Raw genomic sequence first — 12,181 nt, 5'->3', positions numbered from 1 at the left:
ACCGCTTTCGACCGAGAAGATCGAACCGTCAAAAGAGCCAAACATCACCGCTCTTTCAACTCCTTCCAGGCTTCGATGAACTGAAGCAACCCACTGTCGAAAACCTCGCAACTCATTGAATATCAAGGAGTTTTCCGTTTCGACTGCGCCGGAAGTGGGGCGAATTATAGACCTCCAGAATCTGCCGTCAACCGTTAATTTCAGTTTTCTATCAATGCACCGAAAAGCCTGCTTATATATAGACGCAACGTCAGCGGATGCGCAGCATACGGTCCATCACCTGAAACAATTTCCGGTGATGCTTCACAATGACAGCCCAACTGCCTGGATCGCCCCCCCATGCCCGATTCCCGAATACGCCCCACTCCAGCCCCCTTGCTCAATCCAGGCGAGACCGTGGTGCTATTCGACGGTGTCTGCAAGCTATGCAACGGCTGGGCGCGTTTTCTGATTCGTCATGACAACAAGCAGCGAGTGCGCCTGGCGGCAGTGCAATCGCCAGAAGGTCAGGCGTTGCTGGCATGGGCCGGTCTTCCGGTCGACGAGTTCGACACGATGGCGGTGATCCGCGACGAGCATTACTGGGTGCGCTCCGATGCGTTCTTCGAAGTCATTGCACAACTGCCGGCTCGTTGGTCGCCGGTCAGGCTTCTGCGAGTTTTCCCACGAGCACTTAGAGACTGGACCTACGACCGCGTGGCACTGAATCGCTATCGGATCTTCGGCAAGTACGACACCTGCCTGTTGCCCGACCCCGATCACGAACGTCGCTTTCTCAAGTCGCCAATATGAATGCTCCGCTAAAGCATCAACTGCAGCCACTGCCCCGGCGTCATTTTCGTCACCATCATCAAGACAATCACGAACATCCCGAGAAACCCGCAAACGCCCATCCAGAACCACTGTCGATAAACAGCCCGGTAATCAGCATCAACCCCTGCCCCATATTGCACCGCGTCCGCCGCCATCCCTTGCAAACGTTTCTGCAGCAACAGCACCGGCAGCCAGAGCGATCCCACTATCAAGAACAGGATCAGCGACATCAGCACCCAGTCCGTGGTCAAGGGCAACCCGGAAAGCCTTGTCAGCCAGTAACCCGTCGCGATCTGGATGAAGCCCGCCGGCGTGGTGATCCAGGCGTCATAACGCACCACCATTTTCGCCACATGCGCGATCACTTGTGGATTGGCCGTACGGCTGGCGGCAATCAGGTACAGATAGGAACCCATGCCGAAGCCGAAGAGGAAAATCGCAGCGATGACATGCACGTACTTCACGCTCAGATAAAGCATGCTCACCACATCCCGTCAGAGAACATCACAGACAGGCAAAGATTCTGCGGATCGTTGATCGCTGCCATGTATTCGTCGACGCTGATCTCACCGACACAAGGACGGGCACCCGGTTCGGGCAGGTAACCTCGGTCGATCTTCGCGGCCAGAGCGACGGCAGCACAACTAGGGATCTCCGGCCCCTTGTCATTCAGCGCGGTCAGTTGCGCCGTCATCGACAACGGCAGGTCGTTCATTCCGACACCCCGCACATCTATATACATCGCACTTTTGCCATCACCGAAACGCTCAAACCATGTCCCCCAGCGATGCAACCTGGCAGCCCACACCCTGTGGTCACGCACCAGCCCTTTCCTCATCGCCAGTGCAAACAGATAATTGGCCACGCCGCCAAGCTTGAGGCCAGCGCCAGCCTTGAAACTCAACGTGTGCGCACCAAACCGGCTGGCAAAGATGTCCATGTCCGGTACATCAACATTGGCCAGCGCACGAGTGCCCAGGTTCTTCAGCTTGCGCAGGGTCAGGTCTTCCCAGCCCATCACCTCATGCACTTGACCATTGCGCAGTTGGCGGATCGGTTTGCCCGCATACGCCAGCACACCCTCGATCGTCGACAACCCCGGCATTTTCGCTGACGAGGAAATGCCGTGCTCGATCGAGTCGATGCGTTTGAAGCGATGGCGCTGCTCATCGATGATCGCCGACGACAGCGTCGGCACCGAACTGCAACCACTGAGGATGGCGACACCGGCCTCTCTCGCTCGGGCATCGAGTACGCCGATGCCATTGACGAACGTCCGGCAGTCCGCCAGATCGCAATAGTTGACGCCCGCTTCGATGCAGCTTTCGGCCACCGCATAGGATTGCCCCTGAAACGGACCGCCCGTGTGGATCACCAGTTGAATATTCATTGCACGCAGAGCAGCGGCGAACCCGGCGCCCATTGCGTCACCACACCAGCGCTCGCAGCGCGCCCCCAACTCAGCGACCTTGCGCTCCAGCTTCTGCGGATCGCGCCCCGAGATCGCCAGTTCGATGCCCGGCATGTCGATCAGATGCCGACAAACGATGCTGCCAAAGTTTCCATACCCGCCAACCACCAACACCCTGAGTGCCATCAACGCTTCCCTGAACAATTCAACAACTGCCCCGCAACCGGGCTCGGCGCAGCTTCCCTGATATCACCGGGCCAGGCAAGACAGCGTCGGTAGAGTCAGCTCCGTGTCGGCCAGATCGATTCCACTCACCGGGATAACATGCAGCGCTCGCAGTCGCATATCAACTTGTACGATGTCTTATCACAAGGTATTACTACGTCTCGTCAACAAAAATAAAACCACGGAGATCGCTACATGGACTCATTCCTGTCCGCCAAGCCTGAAAGCCTTGATCAAGCGAAAGGCAATACCCGCCGCAGTTTCCTGAAAAAGTCGCTCGCTGTTTCCGCCACGCTCGCCACCGTCGGCAGTGCCGCACTGCCCCGCTTCTCCGATGCCGCCGAACCCTTGAGTCAGCGTTACCCTGATCCACTGATTCACATCCTCGACGACAGCTTCCTGGACCTGCGTATTTTCAACGCCAGTGTTGAAAAACTCGCCACCGGCATGCGCTGGGCCGAAGGACCGGTGTGGGTCGGTGATGGCCGGTATCTGTTGGTCAGCGACATCCCCAATAATCGCATCATGCGCTGGGACGAAATCACCGACACCTTCACCGTGTACCGCGAACACTCAAACTTCTCCAACGGCATGTGCCGGGATCGTCAAGGACGTCTGATCGTTTGCGAAGGTTCCACCACCACTAGCGAAGGGCGCCGCATCACGCGCACCGAACACAATGGCACGAGCACCGTGCTGGCTGACAGTTTCGACGGCAAACCCTTCAACTCGCCCAATGACATCGTCTGCAAAAGTGATGGCTCGATCTGGTTCACCGACCCGCCATTCCAGACCGGCAACAACTACGAAGGCCACAAAGTCACCCCGAGCCAACCCCATGCCGTGTACCGCATCGACGGTGAGAGCCAAAAAGTCACCCGGGTAATCGACGACCTCAACGGCCCCAACGGCCTGTGCTTTTCTCCCGATGAAAAAACCCTGTATGTCGTCGAAGGTCGCGCCAAGCCCAATCGCCTGATCTGGGCGATTGCGGTGAAAGACGACGGCACCCTGGGCGAACGCCGCAAGCACATCGAAGGCTTGGACTATGCCGCGATTGACGGCATCAAATGCGACGAAGCGGGCAACCTGTGGTGTGGCTGGGGCGGCAATGGTGATCCCAAGGCCGACCTGGAAAAACTCGACGGCGTGCGCGTTTTCAATTTGCAGGGCAAGGCCATCGGGCACATTTCGCTGCCAGAGCGCTGCCCCAACCTGTGCTTCGGCGGACGCGAAGGCAATCGACTGTTCATGGCCAGTAGTCACTCGATCTACTCGTTGTTTGTAAATACGCGTGGGACTACGTTTGCGTTGTAAAATCGACGTTGGTCTAGCGATAGTTCCGTGAGTATCGAAACAAGATCCTGCCGCGCATCCGAGGCTGCGCGGTGACGATCCTTGTCGCTGAATGGTCGTTCGATAGAATGCCGCCCTGTATCGACGGCGCCGCCCAAGGGAGACGTCAGAGTGCCTGGCCCTTGGCTATGTAATACGCGTTGACGAACGTTGCCGTGTGCTGCAAAGCCTGACGTATGTCCGGTTTGACTATTCGATGCCTGTTGGCAAATTGCTCGACCGCCGCGGTGTTGAAACGAGTGGTCTGGATAAAGTCCAAGGCTTCGGGTTTTGTATTCAAAAACCACGCGACCGGAGGAATACTCAGTAGCCACTTCAGCAGTCGGAGTGAAATGTGATGTTTGGGAGACTTCAAGCCCAAAGGTTTAGCCACCTGTGCCAGGAGTTCTCGCAAGTTTGGCGTTTGATCATCAAGCGCCAGCAGTTCCTGGCCCACCATGGCAGGATCAAAAGCACAAACAGCCACCAGTTCGACCAGATAATCCACGGTGACCAGTGGCAGCCAGTGCTCGGCGGTACCGGGCACTGCAGTCATCTTGCCCTGCACCAGGTTGCATATCAGCGCCACCAGCGGCTGACCGTCAAGGATATGCCCGGTGCGGCTGTGGCCACAGACCGTCGCAGGGTGGACAACGGTCATCTCACCACCCTTGGCGGACATGACCTGCTGGGTCGCAAAATGCGCCTCCAGCTTGCTTGCCTCGTATCCACCGACACGTCGGTAGACGGCGGGCCAATTCGTCAACTCCGGCTGACGAGGATCAATGCCGATGCGTTGCAGATGTTCATGATTGTTCAGCATGTAGCCGCCGATCATCACTAAACGGCTTTTTTGCTCAGCCGCCAACAGCGCCACACGCTTTGCCCCCGCCACATTCACCGCACGAGACTGCTCCATCGAAAGCCCCCATGCGAAGTGAGCGCCCAGATGGAATATGACGCTGGCGCGCCTCAGCACCTCCTGATCAGCCAGGCTCAGCCCGAGATTGTCCTGTTCCAGATCGCCAGCCACGGCAAATACCCGTGTCGCGCACCCGCCTAAACTATCAACTTGCTCGCGCAACGCAGCCAGCCGCTCCGGGCGACGCATCAACACCCGAAGGGTGTGACCTTTTGCACTCAGGTTCGCCAGCAAATGTTGACCGATAAAGCCGGTTCCCCCCGTGACAAAGCACTCCACGCTCATTTCCCTGTTCCTTGTTGAAGGTGAGAAATCCAGCGTAAAGTATCGACCCAACTCTACAGTCAAGCGGTGTTTTCATGAAAATCGGCGAACTCGAGGCTCGCAGCGGCGCCAGCCGTCATACCTTGCGTTACTACGAGCAAATCGGCCTGATCTCACCGCTGCGGCAAACCAACAACTATCGTGTCTACACCGAGCAAACCCTGCAGGATCTGGATTTTATCCAGCGCGCGCAAAGCATGGGATTTTCCCTGGGAGAAATAGGCGAGATTCTGGATGCGCAGCGCAACAAGCTGATCGATTGTGCTGACGGCGCGAAGCTGATTGAAAAGAAGATGGCCGAAATCAAACAGAAAATTGCCAACCTCCAAAGCATTCATCGGTATCTGGATGTAGAGCGTGCGACCCTTGAAGCGAGTGCTGCCAGGCAACTTGAGCTTCAACAGTTGAGCGACGCTGCCAATCATTGATCCTACGGCAAATGCCGTGGGGAGGCTCCTGCGCAAAGTGTGCTGTCGCGGTTATTTTCGACAGCGAATCGACTACCCTTCGCCACCGAGGTCTCACCTTTGAATGACTACACAGGGAATAACCATGTCGATCCATGCAATGACCCTTCCTCGTTTCGCTCAGATGTTGCGCTCGCTGGCGGCCATCCTGTCCAAGAGCGAGGCTTACGCCCTTGAGCGCGGCTACGACGCGCAAGTTCTGCTCGACGCACGTCTGGCCCCGGACATGCACAACCTCGCGATGCAGGTTCAATACACCTGCACCCAGGCACAGGACGCCGTGCAGCGGCTAACACAACAACCGCTGACCAAGCTCACACCGCCCGAAAACATGGCGGCGGCCAAGGCATTGATCGACAGCACACTGGAGATGCTGGCGGCGGCAGATCCGGCGCAGATTGACGCCAGCGCGGACAAGAAAATCGCCCTCGAACTGCAAAACGGCATCGCCTTCGACATGACCGGCCGCGAATACGCCGTGGACTGGGCGATGCCGCAGTTCTACTTTCACCTGATCACCGCGTACAACATCCTGCGCCACAACGGTGTGCCGCTGGGCAAGGCGGATTATGTGCAACACATGTTTGCGTATCTAAGGAAGTAATTGCAGCGCGAGCTTCGGGTCAGTCAGGATTGACCCGGAGTTTTTGCAGAAGAAACGCCAGTGACTCCACCGCCCCGTGATAACTCTGCGTTGAACGCTGCGTATCCCATGACATGGCATCGTCCACACAGAAATCGCCAACGCATTCCATGCTCAGATCCTCATCAAGCAGTCCGAGCGGAATCCACACGTAAGGCGATTCGCGAAGTGGGTTGGGCACGGTCGAGCCGCACTGTGCGCAGAAGTCGTTTCTGTAGCCGCTGGATATGATCCAACTGTTGATCGAGTCCTGCCCTGCGTCCCAACGAAAGTCCCGAGCGCTGACCAGAGTAGCGAGGTTGAACCCGACACCGGTCTGTTTGCGGCACAGTGAGCAGTGGCAGCGATAGAAAAAGCGCGGTTCCACCGTGAGGGAAAAGCGTACTGCCGCGCAAAGACACTGCCCTGTTGTCATGGGGACCTCCTTGGAAAATGATTGATCAGGCGCTGGCGTCAGGTTTAGAAACAAGCGCGCCGGCAGAACCTCAGGTTACAGACAGAATGTATTGCGCCAAGCGTTGACAGAGATTTGAATGGAATCGTCTATCGAGAGGGCGATCCTTCCCTTTGCGCTCAAAGCCTAAATCAGCTTTTCGACCAAAACCGTGTCCGCCTCGATAGACATATCGCCAAAATCGCCCTCGAGAGATAGAACGTTTTCAACAAAGCTGATCCCTTCCAGCTCTCCGAGGACGCGAGAATTTTGAATGTGCAGAGCACCGAGACTGATGGGCAACTCTGCGCCATCGATATTCCACGCCGTCAGTTTGCATCGGCAGCCGTCCTTCAGGCTGACGACCATTTCGAAACAGCGATGTGCCTGATCCAACGTGAACGATAAAACGTCGCTACTTTCGAGCGCTTGTACATCCATACTGAGTTTCTTATGTTTAAAAGCGCATTCTAACGATCTGCGAGGCCCCGGCCATGACTCAGATAAATAAACCCGAAGACGCTCCAGGCGCATTCCAGGCAGCCTGGAACGCTCACGACATGGCGGCACTCGGAGCTCTGTTCGATCCGCAAGCGACGTTCGTCAATCGTTTCGGCCACTTCGTTCGGGGCGTCGAGCAGATCGTTGCGCTGCACGCGCCCATTCACCAGACGATCTATTGTGACTCCACTCTTGAGAATGAACTGATCGATATCGATCCTGTTGCTGACGGGGTGGCGATCATTCATTTCTGGAGTCGTTTGTCGGCCGGTGCTGCACATCCGGCCGGGGCGCATGTGGTGGATACGCTGATTCTCGCGGTGCTGATCAGGCAGAACGAGGCTTGGCGCATCAGAGCGCTGGAGAATGTGACCCTGACCAACCCGCGCACAGGTGAAGCCACCCTGCGTGATTAGCGGTAATCCGTTTCGGCGTACCGCAAAAGGTTTTTCGCTGCATGCTGCATCCGTTTCACCCCCTGCTCCGTATATTCAACACCCTCATTCGAAGGGTCGAAGAATCAAGGAGACGCACCATGCACATGCTCATCAAACGCCTTGCTGTCGCTTGCTTCACCCTGCTCTGCCTCGGCGCCGGGTCCAGCTTTGCCGCCGATACCGTGATGGTTGGCGGCGCGGCCATGTATCCGACGAAGACCATCGTCGAAAACGCAGTCAACTCCAAGGATCACACGACCCTGGTCGCTGCGGTCAAGGCCGCCGGGCTGGTGGATACGCTCAACAGCAAGGGCCCGTTCACGGTCTTCGCTCCTACCAACGAAGCCTTCGCAAAACTGCCCGCCGGCACGGTCGATACCTTGGTCAAGCCTGAACACAAGGTGGACCTGACGAAGATCCTGACTTACCACGTCGTGGCCGGCACTCACACTGGCAAACAGCTGATGGACGACGCCAAAATGCACGGCGGCAAAGTGATGCTGAAAACCGTCCAGGGCGAATCGCTGACCGTGATGCTGCACGACGGCAAGCTGTGGGTGCAGGACGCCAAAGGCGGCAAGGCGGCCATTACCATCGCGGACGTCATGCAATCCAATGGCGTGATTCATGTAGTCGATACGGTGCTGATGCCGAACTGACCGGTTGACGTGGGCGGGCTCTCGTCAGAGCGTCCGCCAACGTCACGATTGAAATGCCTTGCGACTCACGCCGAACGCTTTTCCACCCAGCGCCGATATTGCCGGGTGCGAAACGCCATGCCGATCTGCTGCAAAATCAGCGCGCGTAACGGTGACACCCCCGGATCAGGCTTTTTCGCCCGACTGAGTTTACCCAGCTGAAACTTCACCACCGCCATGTTCGCCAGGGCGGCGACGGCCTTGTTTTTCCAGGTGATCGGCGGCAATTGCGGGGCGTTGTCCTTGCCCTGCAGCCAGTCACGCGGCAGGTACGGATCGATGGCCAACGCGGTGCCGATACCGACCATGTCCACGCCGCTTTGCACAACGCTTTCGGCCACCGGACGACGGCGGATGCCGCCGGTGACCATCACTGGCATTTTGGCAACGGTCTGCAGGTCCCGGGCAAACTCGACGAAATAGGCCTCACGAGCCAACGTGCGACCATCGCGCGCCTCACCCTGCATGGCCGGGACTTCGTAGCTGCCGCCGGACAGTTCCACCAGATCCACGCCCAGATCGTTGAGCAGCTCAACGACCTTTTTCGCGTCGTCAGCGGTGAATCCACCGCGCTGGAAATCGGCAGAATTGAGTTTGACCGCTACGGCAAACTCTGCAGAAACCACGGCCCTGACTGCCTTGACGATCTCGACCAACAACCGCGCGCGGTTCTGCAGAGAGCCGCCCCACTCGTCCGTCCTTTGATTGGTCAGTGGCGAGAGAAACTGGCTCAACAGATAGCCGTGGGCGGCATGGATTTCCACCCCAGTGAAGCCGGCCTGTTCACCGAGGCGTGCGGTGTGCGCAAAGCGCTGGATGACGTCCTCAATCACACTGGCGGTCATGGCGTGGGGCGTGGCGAAACGCTTGGACAGTTTGCCCAGGTCCAGCGGCACCGCTGACGGCGCCCAGGTTTTCTGCCCGAGGTTGGACTGCATCTGGCGCCCCGGATGATTGATCTGCAACCAGAACTGCGCACCGGCAGAACGGCCGATCCGCGCCCAGCGCTTGAACTTGTCGAGTTGCTGATCATCTTGCAGCACCACGCCGCCCGGCCCGGTCATCGCGCGGCCGTCGACCATCACGTTGCCGGTGATGATCAGCCCGGCACCGCCATCGGCCCACGCCTGATACAGACGCATCAATTCTGCAGAGGGTGCCTGGTCGGCGTCCGCCATGTTTTCTTCCATGGCGGCTTTGGCGATACGGTTCTTGATGGTCGAACCGTTGGGTAAGGTCAGGGGGTCGAACACATTCATGGAGCAGTCCTCAACTGGAGATGAGGCCACCATAAGATTGAAGTCAACTTTAAGGTCAATGACTTTTTTCAAGGTGATTTCGCTGACTCATGCGCAGGCTCCATAGGACCTGATAGCAGCGTTATTGCCTTGCCCAATCAGCTTCAGACGCTAGCGTTAACGTCAGGTCGAGGGTCAAGCAAAAGTCCGATGTCATCAGCAAAAATTATTCGCAGCAGCGGGGTTGACCTTAAAGCGAGGTTTAAGGTGAGCCCGTCAGGCTCTGGATGCCTGACGGGCGTTTGCTTTTCTTGCCGCAGCTGCTGGCTGCTTGTCGGGCGCAGAAGCCACGCCTTCTTCGCACAGCCGTTGGATCAGCCTCTGCGCATTGTCCGCACACGCCATCCCCGCAGGTTTGCCCTCGATCCCTTTGATGACCAGCAGCAGTTGTTCCTTGTTCTGCGCCAGCCGTTGCTGCAGCACCTCGATTTCATCGACCTTTTGCTTCAAGCCACTGAGCAACTGGTCGTGCTGCCAACCGCTGGCATTCATCGGCATCAACTGACGGATTTCCTCCAGGGAGAAACCCGCCGCCTGCGCGCCGGTGATGATCTGCAATACCCACTGAGTGTCAGGTGCGTAATCGCGATAGCCATTGGCTTTGCGCGCGACCGAAGTGATCAACCCGCTCGCCTCGTAAAAACGAATACGCGAAGGCGCCAGTCCGCTGATTTTCGCCAGTTCACCGATTCTCATGTCCGACTCCGCAGCACGTTAACCTTGAAGCTGACTTTAAACCTGAAGGAGCCCAAGCGCCAACACGGCAGATCAAGCCAACAACTCAGTGATCCACTGAATCTGTCGCGAAATTTCTTCCAGTTTTTCCTCGGGCACTTCCTGGCGCGCCTGTTTGAAACTGGTCAGGGTTTTCTGTCTCTGGCGTAAGAGACGCTGCCACTTGGCGATGAATGCCGGGCTGCGTGCTTGCATCAGCAACGGGCCGAAGTACAACTGTTCGGCGCTGTAGCTCACCGGGGCGCCGCGCTCGGCGACGATGATTTCGTAGAAGAAACGGTTTTCCTGCAGCACTTCCTCGTCGAGGATGCGGTAGCCGTTGTCCATCAGCCATTGGCGCAGGGGTTGCTCGCCGCCGTTGGGTTGCAGGATCAGCCGCTCGTGACCGCGCAGACGCGCCTTGCCGCTGTCAAGAATGTCGCGAATCGTCTCGCCGCCCATGCCACAAAGGCTGATCGCGGAAATCTCGTCGTCCGGCTCGATCGCCGCCAGGCCACTGGCCAGGCGCACAGTGATGAACGGCTGAAGATCGTTGTCGCGCACCGTGCGCACCGCGGCATGGAACGGTGTCTGCGCTACCTCGCCGGCCACCGCCGCAACGATGGCACCACGGCGCATCAGAGCCACCGGCAGATAGCCGTGATCCGAGCCGATATCCGCCAACCGCGCGCCAGCCGGTACATGCGCCGCCACCCGCTCCAGTCGCATGGACAATGTGTGTTCGTTCAACTGCCGCCCTCTTCCCCAGCCATCGCCGGCACTGCTGGCCGGACAAGGGGCGCGACTCTAGCGGGCGGTGGCGGGTATTTCAAATCCGGACGCGCGCGCCGGTGTTCCGACGTAGCCTCGATGCAGAGGCGCATGCGTCGGCTATCCTCATTGCAACCGGTCTACGAATCTGCGCGCAGTCCTGTCGCAAAACAACACATGCACTCTTGGAAAAGATCAATCTTGAACACAGCCCTCGGCGCGCTGCTGACCAGCGATTTCCTGACGTTACCGAAGCCATGATCGAGCGCGAGCAGCTTCACCGGCAAGGTTACGCGCTGCTGCGCGATGCGATCCCGGGGAAGTGGCTCGCCGACCTGCGCGCGATATTCGATGCGAATGTGCAAGCATCGGAACACTGGCCGGTACCGCGCGGCATGGACTGGCGCCATTCGCTGCTGGACCTGGATGCAACGGTGCAAGCGGTGTGTCGCCTGCCGCAGGTACTGGCGGTGGCAGGTGAGCTGATTGGCGAACGCTTCTTCCTGTCCCAGGTCGAGGGTCGCGAACCGCTGGCCGGTGGCGGCCATCAGCAACTGCACCGCGACCTGTCGATCCAGCGGCCCGGCGACATGGTCAACGCCATCGCCTTTTTCGATGACTACGGCCCCGACAACGGCGCCACGCGCATCGTCCCGGGCAGTCACCGACCTTCACCACAACAGCCACCATTCGACCCCAACGACGAGACTGCTGTCGTGCAGCTTTCAGGGACTGCGGGGGACATTTTGCTGTTTGACGTCGATCTGCTCCACGCGGGCAGTCGCAACGTGAATGGCGCACGTCGGCGCTCTATTCTGATCAACTATTGCGCGCAGGCACTGTATAGGACGCAGCTGGAAACAGCGGGCTTGCGCGGTGTGCGAATGGACACCCGTGAGCAGTTTGATCCCGCATCGCTGCAACAGGCTCGCCAAATGGCTGCGACCCGGATTTAATGCGCGCTTGATGGGCACATGCCCGGCTCCACTTCACCGAGTAGAAACATGAACCGCCAAAAGAAACTGCAGCAGTTGTTCAAGGAAAAGGCCAAAAAGGCCAGCGCCAAACTGGCGCCGAAAAAGCCCAAATACATCAGCAAGGCCGACCGCGCAAAGATGGCTGCCGAAGCGGCCGCCGAACCGGTTGAGAGCTGCGAAAACGCTTTATAAAAGCGCCGAAATGTAAAAAG

The 12,181-nt window shown here is 58.1% G+C and carries 16 protein-coding genes; 8 read left to right on the top strand and 8 right to left on the bottom strand.

The window, feature by feature from the left end:
- Positions 1-339 precede the first annotated feature (339 nt).
- Positions 340-792, top strand: coding sequence for a thiol-disulfide oxidoreductase DCC family protein (locus tag ACTJKS_RS22335; protein WP_108182885.1), 453 nt, complete (start codon positions 340-342; stop codon positions 790-792).
- 8 nt (positions 793-800) lie between these two features.
- Here the strand turns inward: ACTJKS_RS22335 and ACTJKS_RS22330 are convergent, their stop codons facing one another.
- Together ACTJKS_RS22330 and ACTJKS_RS22325 are read right to left on the bottom strand one after the other, a co-directional pair.
- Positions 801-1,292 (bottom strand): DUF2269 family protein, encoded by a 492-nt coding sequence (locus ACTJKS_RS22330; protein WP_108182886.1) that lies wholly within the window; start codon positions 1,290-1,292, stop codon positions 801-803.
- Positions 1,293-1,294: 2 nt separating this feature from the next.
- A complete protein-coding gene (locus ACTJKS_RS22325) occupies positions 1,295-2,410 on the bottom strand; it encodes a saccharopine dehydrogenase family protein (protein ID WP_108182887.1) in 1,116 nt (371 codons plus the stop codon).
- A gap of 234 nt (positions 2,411-2,644) precedes the next feature.
- Between ACTJKS_RS22325 and ACTJKS_RS22320 the strand changes: the two genes are divergently transcribed.
- Entirely contained in the window at positions 2,645-3,766 is a 1,122-nt protein-coding gene (locus tag ACTJKS_RS22320) for an SMP-30/gluconolactonase/LRE family protein (RefSeq protein WP_108182888.1), read from the top strand.
- A 145-nt stretch (positions 3,767-3,911) separates the two neighbouring features.
- On the opposite strand, the gene ACTJKS_RS22315 is transcribed toward ACTJKS_RS22320, so the two are convergent.
- Positions 3,912-4,991 carry an SDR family oxidoreductase gene (locus ACTJKS_RS22315; RefSeq protein ID WP_108182889.1) on the bottom strand — a complete coding sequence of 360 codons (1,080 nt, stop codon included), beginning with the start codon at positions 4,989-4,991 and terminating at the stop codon, positions 3,912-3,914.
- A gap of 74 nt (positions 4,992-5,065) precedes the next feature.
- On the opposite strand from ACTJKS_RS22315, the gene ACTJKS_RS22310 reads away from it, so the two are divergent.
- Together ACTJKS_RS22310 and ACTJKS_RS22305 are read left to right on the top strand one after the other, a co-directional pair.
- The gene (locus ACTJKS_RS22310; protein WP_041074696.1) at positions 5,066-5,458 is read left to right on the top strand and encodes a MerR family transcriptional regulator; all 393 of its coding nucleotides are present in this window, start codon (positions 5,066-5,068) and stop codon (positions 5,456-5,458) included.
- A gap of 124 nt (positions 5,459-5,582) precedes the next feature.
- Positions 5,583-6,101 (top strand): DUF1993 domain-containing protein, encoded by a 519-nt coding sequence (locus ACTJKS_RS22305; RefSeq protein WP_108182890.1) that lies wholly within the window; start codon positions 5,583-5,585, stop codon positions 6,099-6,101.
- Positions 6,102-6,120: 19 nt separating this feature from the next.
- On the opposite strand, the gene ACTJKS_RS22300 is transcribed toward ACTJKS_RS22305, so the two are convergent.
- On the bottom strand, positions 6,121-6,555 hold the full coding sequence (locus ACTJKS_RS22300) for a GFA family protein (RefSeq protein WP_108182891.1): 435 nt from the start codon (positions 6,553-6,555) through the stop codon (positions 6,121-6,123).
- Positions 6,556-6,720: 165 nt separating this feature from the next.
- The gene (locus ACTJKS_RS22295) at positions 6,721-7,014 is read right to left on the bottom strand and encodes a hypothetical protein (RefSeq protein WP_041074690.1); all 294 of its coding nucleotides are present in this window, start codon (positions 7,012-7,014) and stop codon (positions 6,721-6,723) included.
- Positions 7,015-7,067: 53 nt separating this feature from the next.
- On the opposite strand from ACTJKS_RS22295, the gene ACTJKS_RS22290 reads away from it, so the two are divergent.
- Both ACTJKS_RS22290 and ACTJKS_RS22285 read left to right on the top strand, forming a co-directional pair.
- A complete protein-coding gene (locus ACTJKS_RS22290) occupies positions 7,068-7,490 on the top strand; it encodes an SgcJ/EcaC family oxidoreductase (protein WP_108182892.1) in 423 nt (140 codons plus the stop codon).
- Between the two features lie 119 nt (positions 7,491-7,609).
- Positions 7,610-8,170, top strand: a complete 561-nt coding sequence (locus ACTJKS_RS22285) for a fasciclin domain-containing protein (RefSeq protein ID WP_108182893.1) — start codon at positions 7,610-7,612, stop codon at positions 8,168-8,170.
- A 65-nt stretch (positions 8,171-8,235) separates the two neighbouring features.
- Here the strand turns inward: ACTJKS_RS22285 and ACTJKS_RS22280 are convergent, their stop codons facing one another.
- From ACTJKS_RS22280 to ACTJKS_RS22270, 3 genes are all read right to left on the bottom strand, one after another.
- On the bottom strand, positions 8,236-9,468 hold the full coding sequence (locus ACTJKS_RS22280; protein WP_108182894.1) for an NADH:flavin oxidoreductase/NADH oxidase family protein: 1,233 nt from the start codon (positions 9,466-9,468) through the stop codon (positions 8,236-8,238).
- Positions 9,469-9,723: 255 nt separating this feature from the next.
- Positions 9,724-10,203, bottom strand: a complete 480-nt coding sequence (locus ACTJKS_RS22275; RefSeq protein WP_262949567.1) for a MerR family transcriptional regulator — start codon at positions 10,201-10,203, stop codon at positions 9,724-9,726.
- Positions 10,204-10,275: 72 nt separating this feature from the next.
- On the bottom strand, positions 10,276-10,971 hold the full coding sequence (locus tag ACTJKS_RS22270) for a tRNA (adenine(22)-N(1))-methyltransferase (RefSeq protein WP_198759949.1): 696 nt from the start codon (positions 10,969-10,971) through the stop codon (positions 10,276-10,278).
- Between the two features lie 278 nt (positions 10,972-11,249).
- Between ACTJKS_RS22270 and ACTJKS_RS22265 the strand changes: the two genes are divergently transcribed.
- Together ACTJKS_RS22265 and ACTJKS_RS22260 are read left to right on the top strand one after the other, a co-directional pair.
- Positions 11,250-11,948: a phytanoyl-CoA dioxygenase family protein gene (locus ACTJKS_RS22265; protein ID WP_262949566.1), complete on the top strand. Its 699-nt coding sequence runs from the start codon at positions 11,250-11,252 to the stop codon at positions 11,946-11,948.
- Between the two features lie 48 nt (positions 11,949-11,996).
- Positions 11,997-12,161, top strand: coding sequence for a DUF2986 domain-containing protein (locus tag ACTJKS_RS22260; protein ID WP_108182898.1), 165 nt, complete (start codon positions 11,997-11,999; stop codon positions 12,159-12,161).
- Positions 12,162-12,181 lie beyond the last annotated feature (20 nt).

This window comes from Pseudomonas sp. 22189 (assembly GCF_052045635.1).
Taxonomy (GTDB): Bacteria; Pseudomonadota; Gammaproteobacteria; order Pseudomonadales; family Pseudomonadaceae; genus Aquipseudomonas; species Aquipseudomonas parakoreensis.
This window is presented reverse-complemented; position numbering and strand designations above follow the sequence as displayed.

Excerpts from the sequence above, each read along its gene's own strand:
- ACTJKS_RS22335 (WP_108182885.1), top strand. The coding sequence starts at position 340 with ATGCCCGATTCCCGAATACGCCCCACTCCAGCCCCCTTGCTCAATCCA.
- ACTJKS_RS22330 (WP_108182886.1), bottom strand. The coding sequence starts at position 1,292 with ATGCTTTATCTGAGCGTGAAGTACGTGCATGTCATCGCTGCGATTTTC.
- ACTJKS_RS22325 (WP_108182887.1), bottom strand. The coding sequence starts at position 2,410 with ATGGCACTCAGGGTGTTGGTGGTTGGCGGGTATGGAAACTTTGGCAGC.
- ACTJKS_RS22320 (WP_108182888.1), top strand. The coding sequence starts at position 2,645 with ATGGACTCATTCCTGTCCGCCAAGCCTGAAAGCCTTGATCAAGCGAAA.
- ACTJKS_RS22315 (WP_108182889.1), bottom strand. The coding sequence starts at position 4,991 with ATGAGCGTGGAGTGCTTTGTCACGGGGGGAACCGGCTTTATCGGTCAA.
- ACTJKS_RS22310 (WP_041074696.1), top strand. The coding sequence starts at position 5,066 with ATGAAAATCGGCGAACTCGAGGCTCGCAGCGGCGCCAGCCGTCATACC.
- ACTJKS_RS22305 (WP_108182890.1), top strand. The coding sequence starts at position 5,583 with ATGTCGATCCATGCAATGACCCTTCCTCGTTTCGCTCAGATGTTGCGC.
- ACTJKS_RS22300 (WP_108182891.1), bottom strand. The coding sequence starts at position 6,555 with ATGACAACAGGGCAGTGTCTTTGCGCGGCAGTACGCTTTTCCCTCACG.
- ACTJKS_RS22295 (WP_041074690.1), bottom strand. The coding sequence starts at position 7,014 with ATGGATGTACAAGCGCTCGAAAGTAGCGACGTTTTATCGTTCACGTTG.
- ACTJKS_RS22290 (WP_108182892.1), top strand. The coding sequence starts at position 7,068 with ATGACTCAGATAAATAAACCCGAAGACGCTCCAGGCGCATTCCAGGCA.
- ACTJKS_RS22285 (WP_108182893.1), top strand. The coding sequence starts at position 7,610 with ATGCACATGCTCATCAAACGCCTTGCTGTCGCTTGCTTCACCCTGCTC.
- ACTJKS_RS22280 (WP_108182894.1), bottom strand. The coding sequence starts at position 9,468 with ATGAATGTGTTCGACCCCCTGACCTTACCCAACGGTTCGACCATCAAG.
- ACTJKS_RS22275 (WP_262949567.1), bottom strand. The coding sequence starts at position 10,203 with ATGAGAATCGGTGAACTGGCGAAAATCAGCGGACTGGCGCCTTCGCGT.
- ACTJKS_RS22265 (WP_262949566.1), top strand. The coding sequence starts at position 11,250 with ATGATCGAGCGCGAGCAGCTTCACCGGCAAGGTTACGCGCTGCTGCGC.
- ACTJKS_RS22260 (WP_108182898.1), top strand. The coding sequence starts at position 11,997 with ATGAACCGCCAAAAGAAACTGCAGCAGTTGTTCAAGGAAAAGGCCAAA.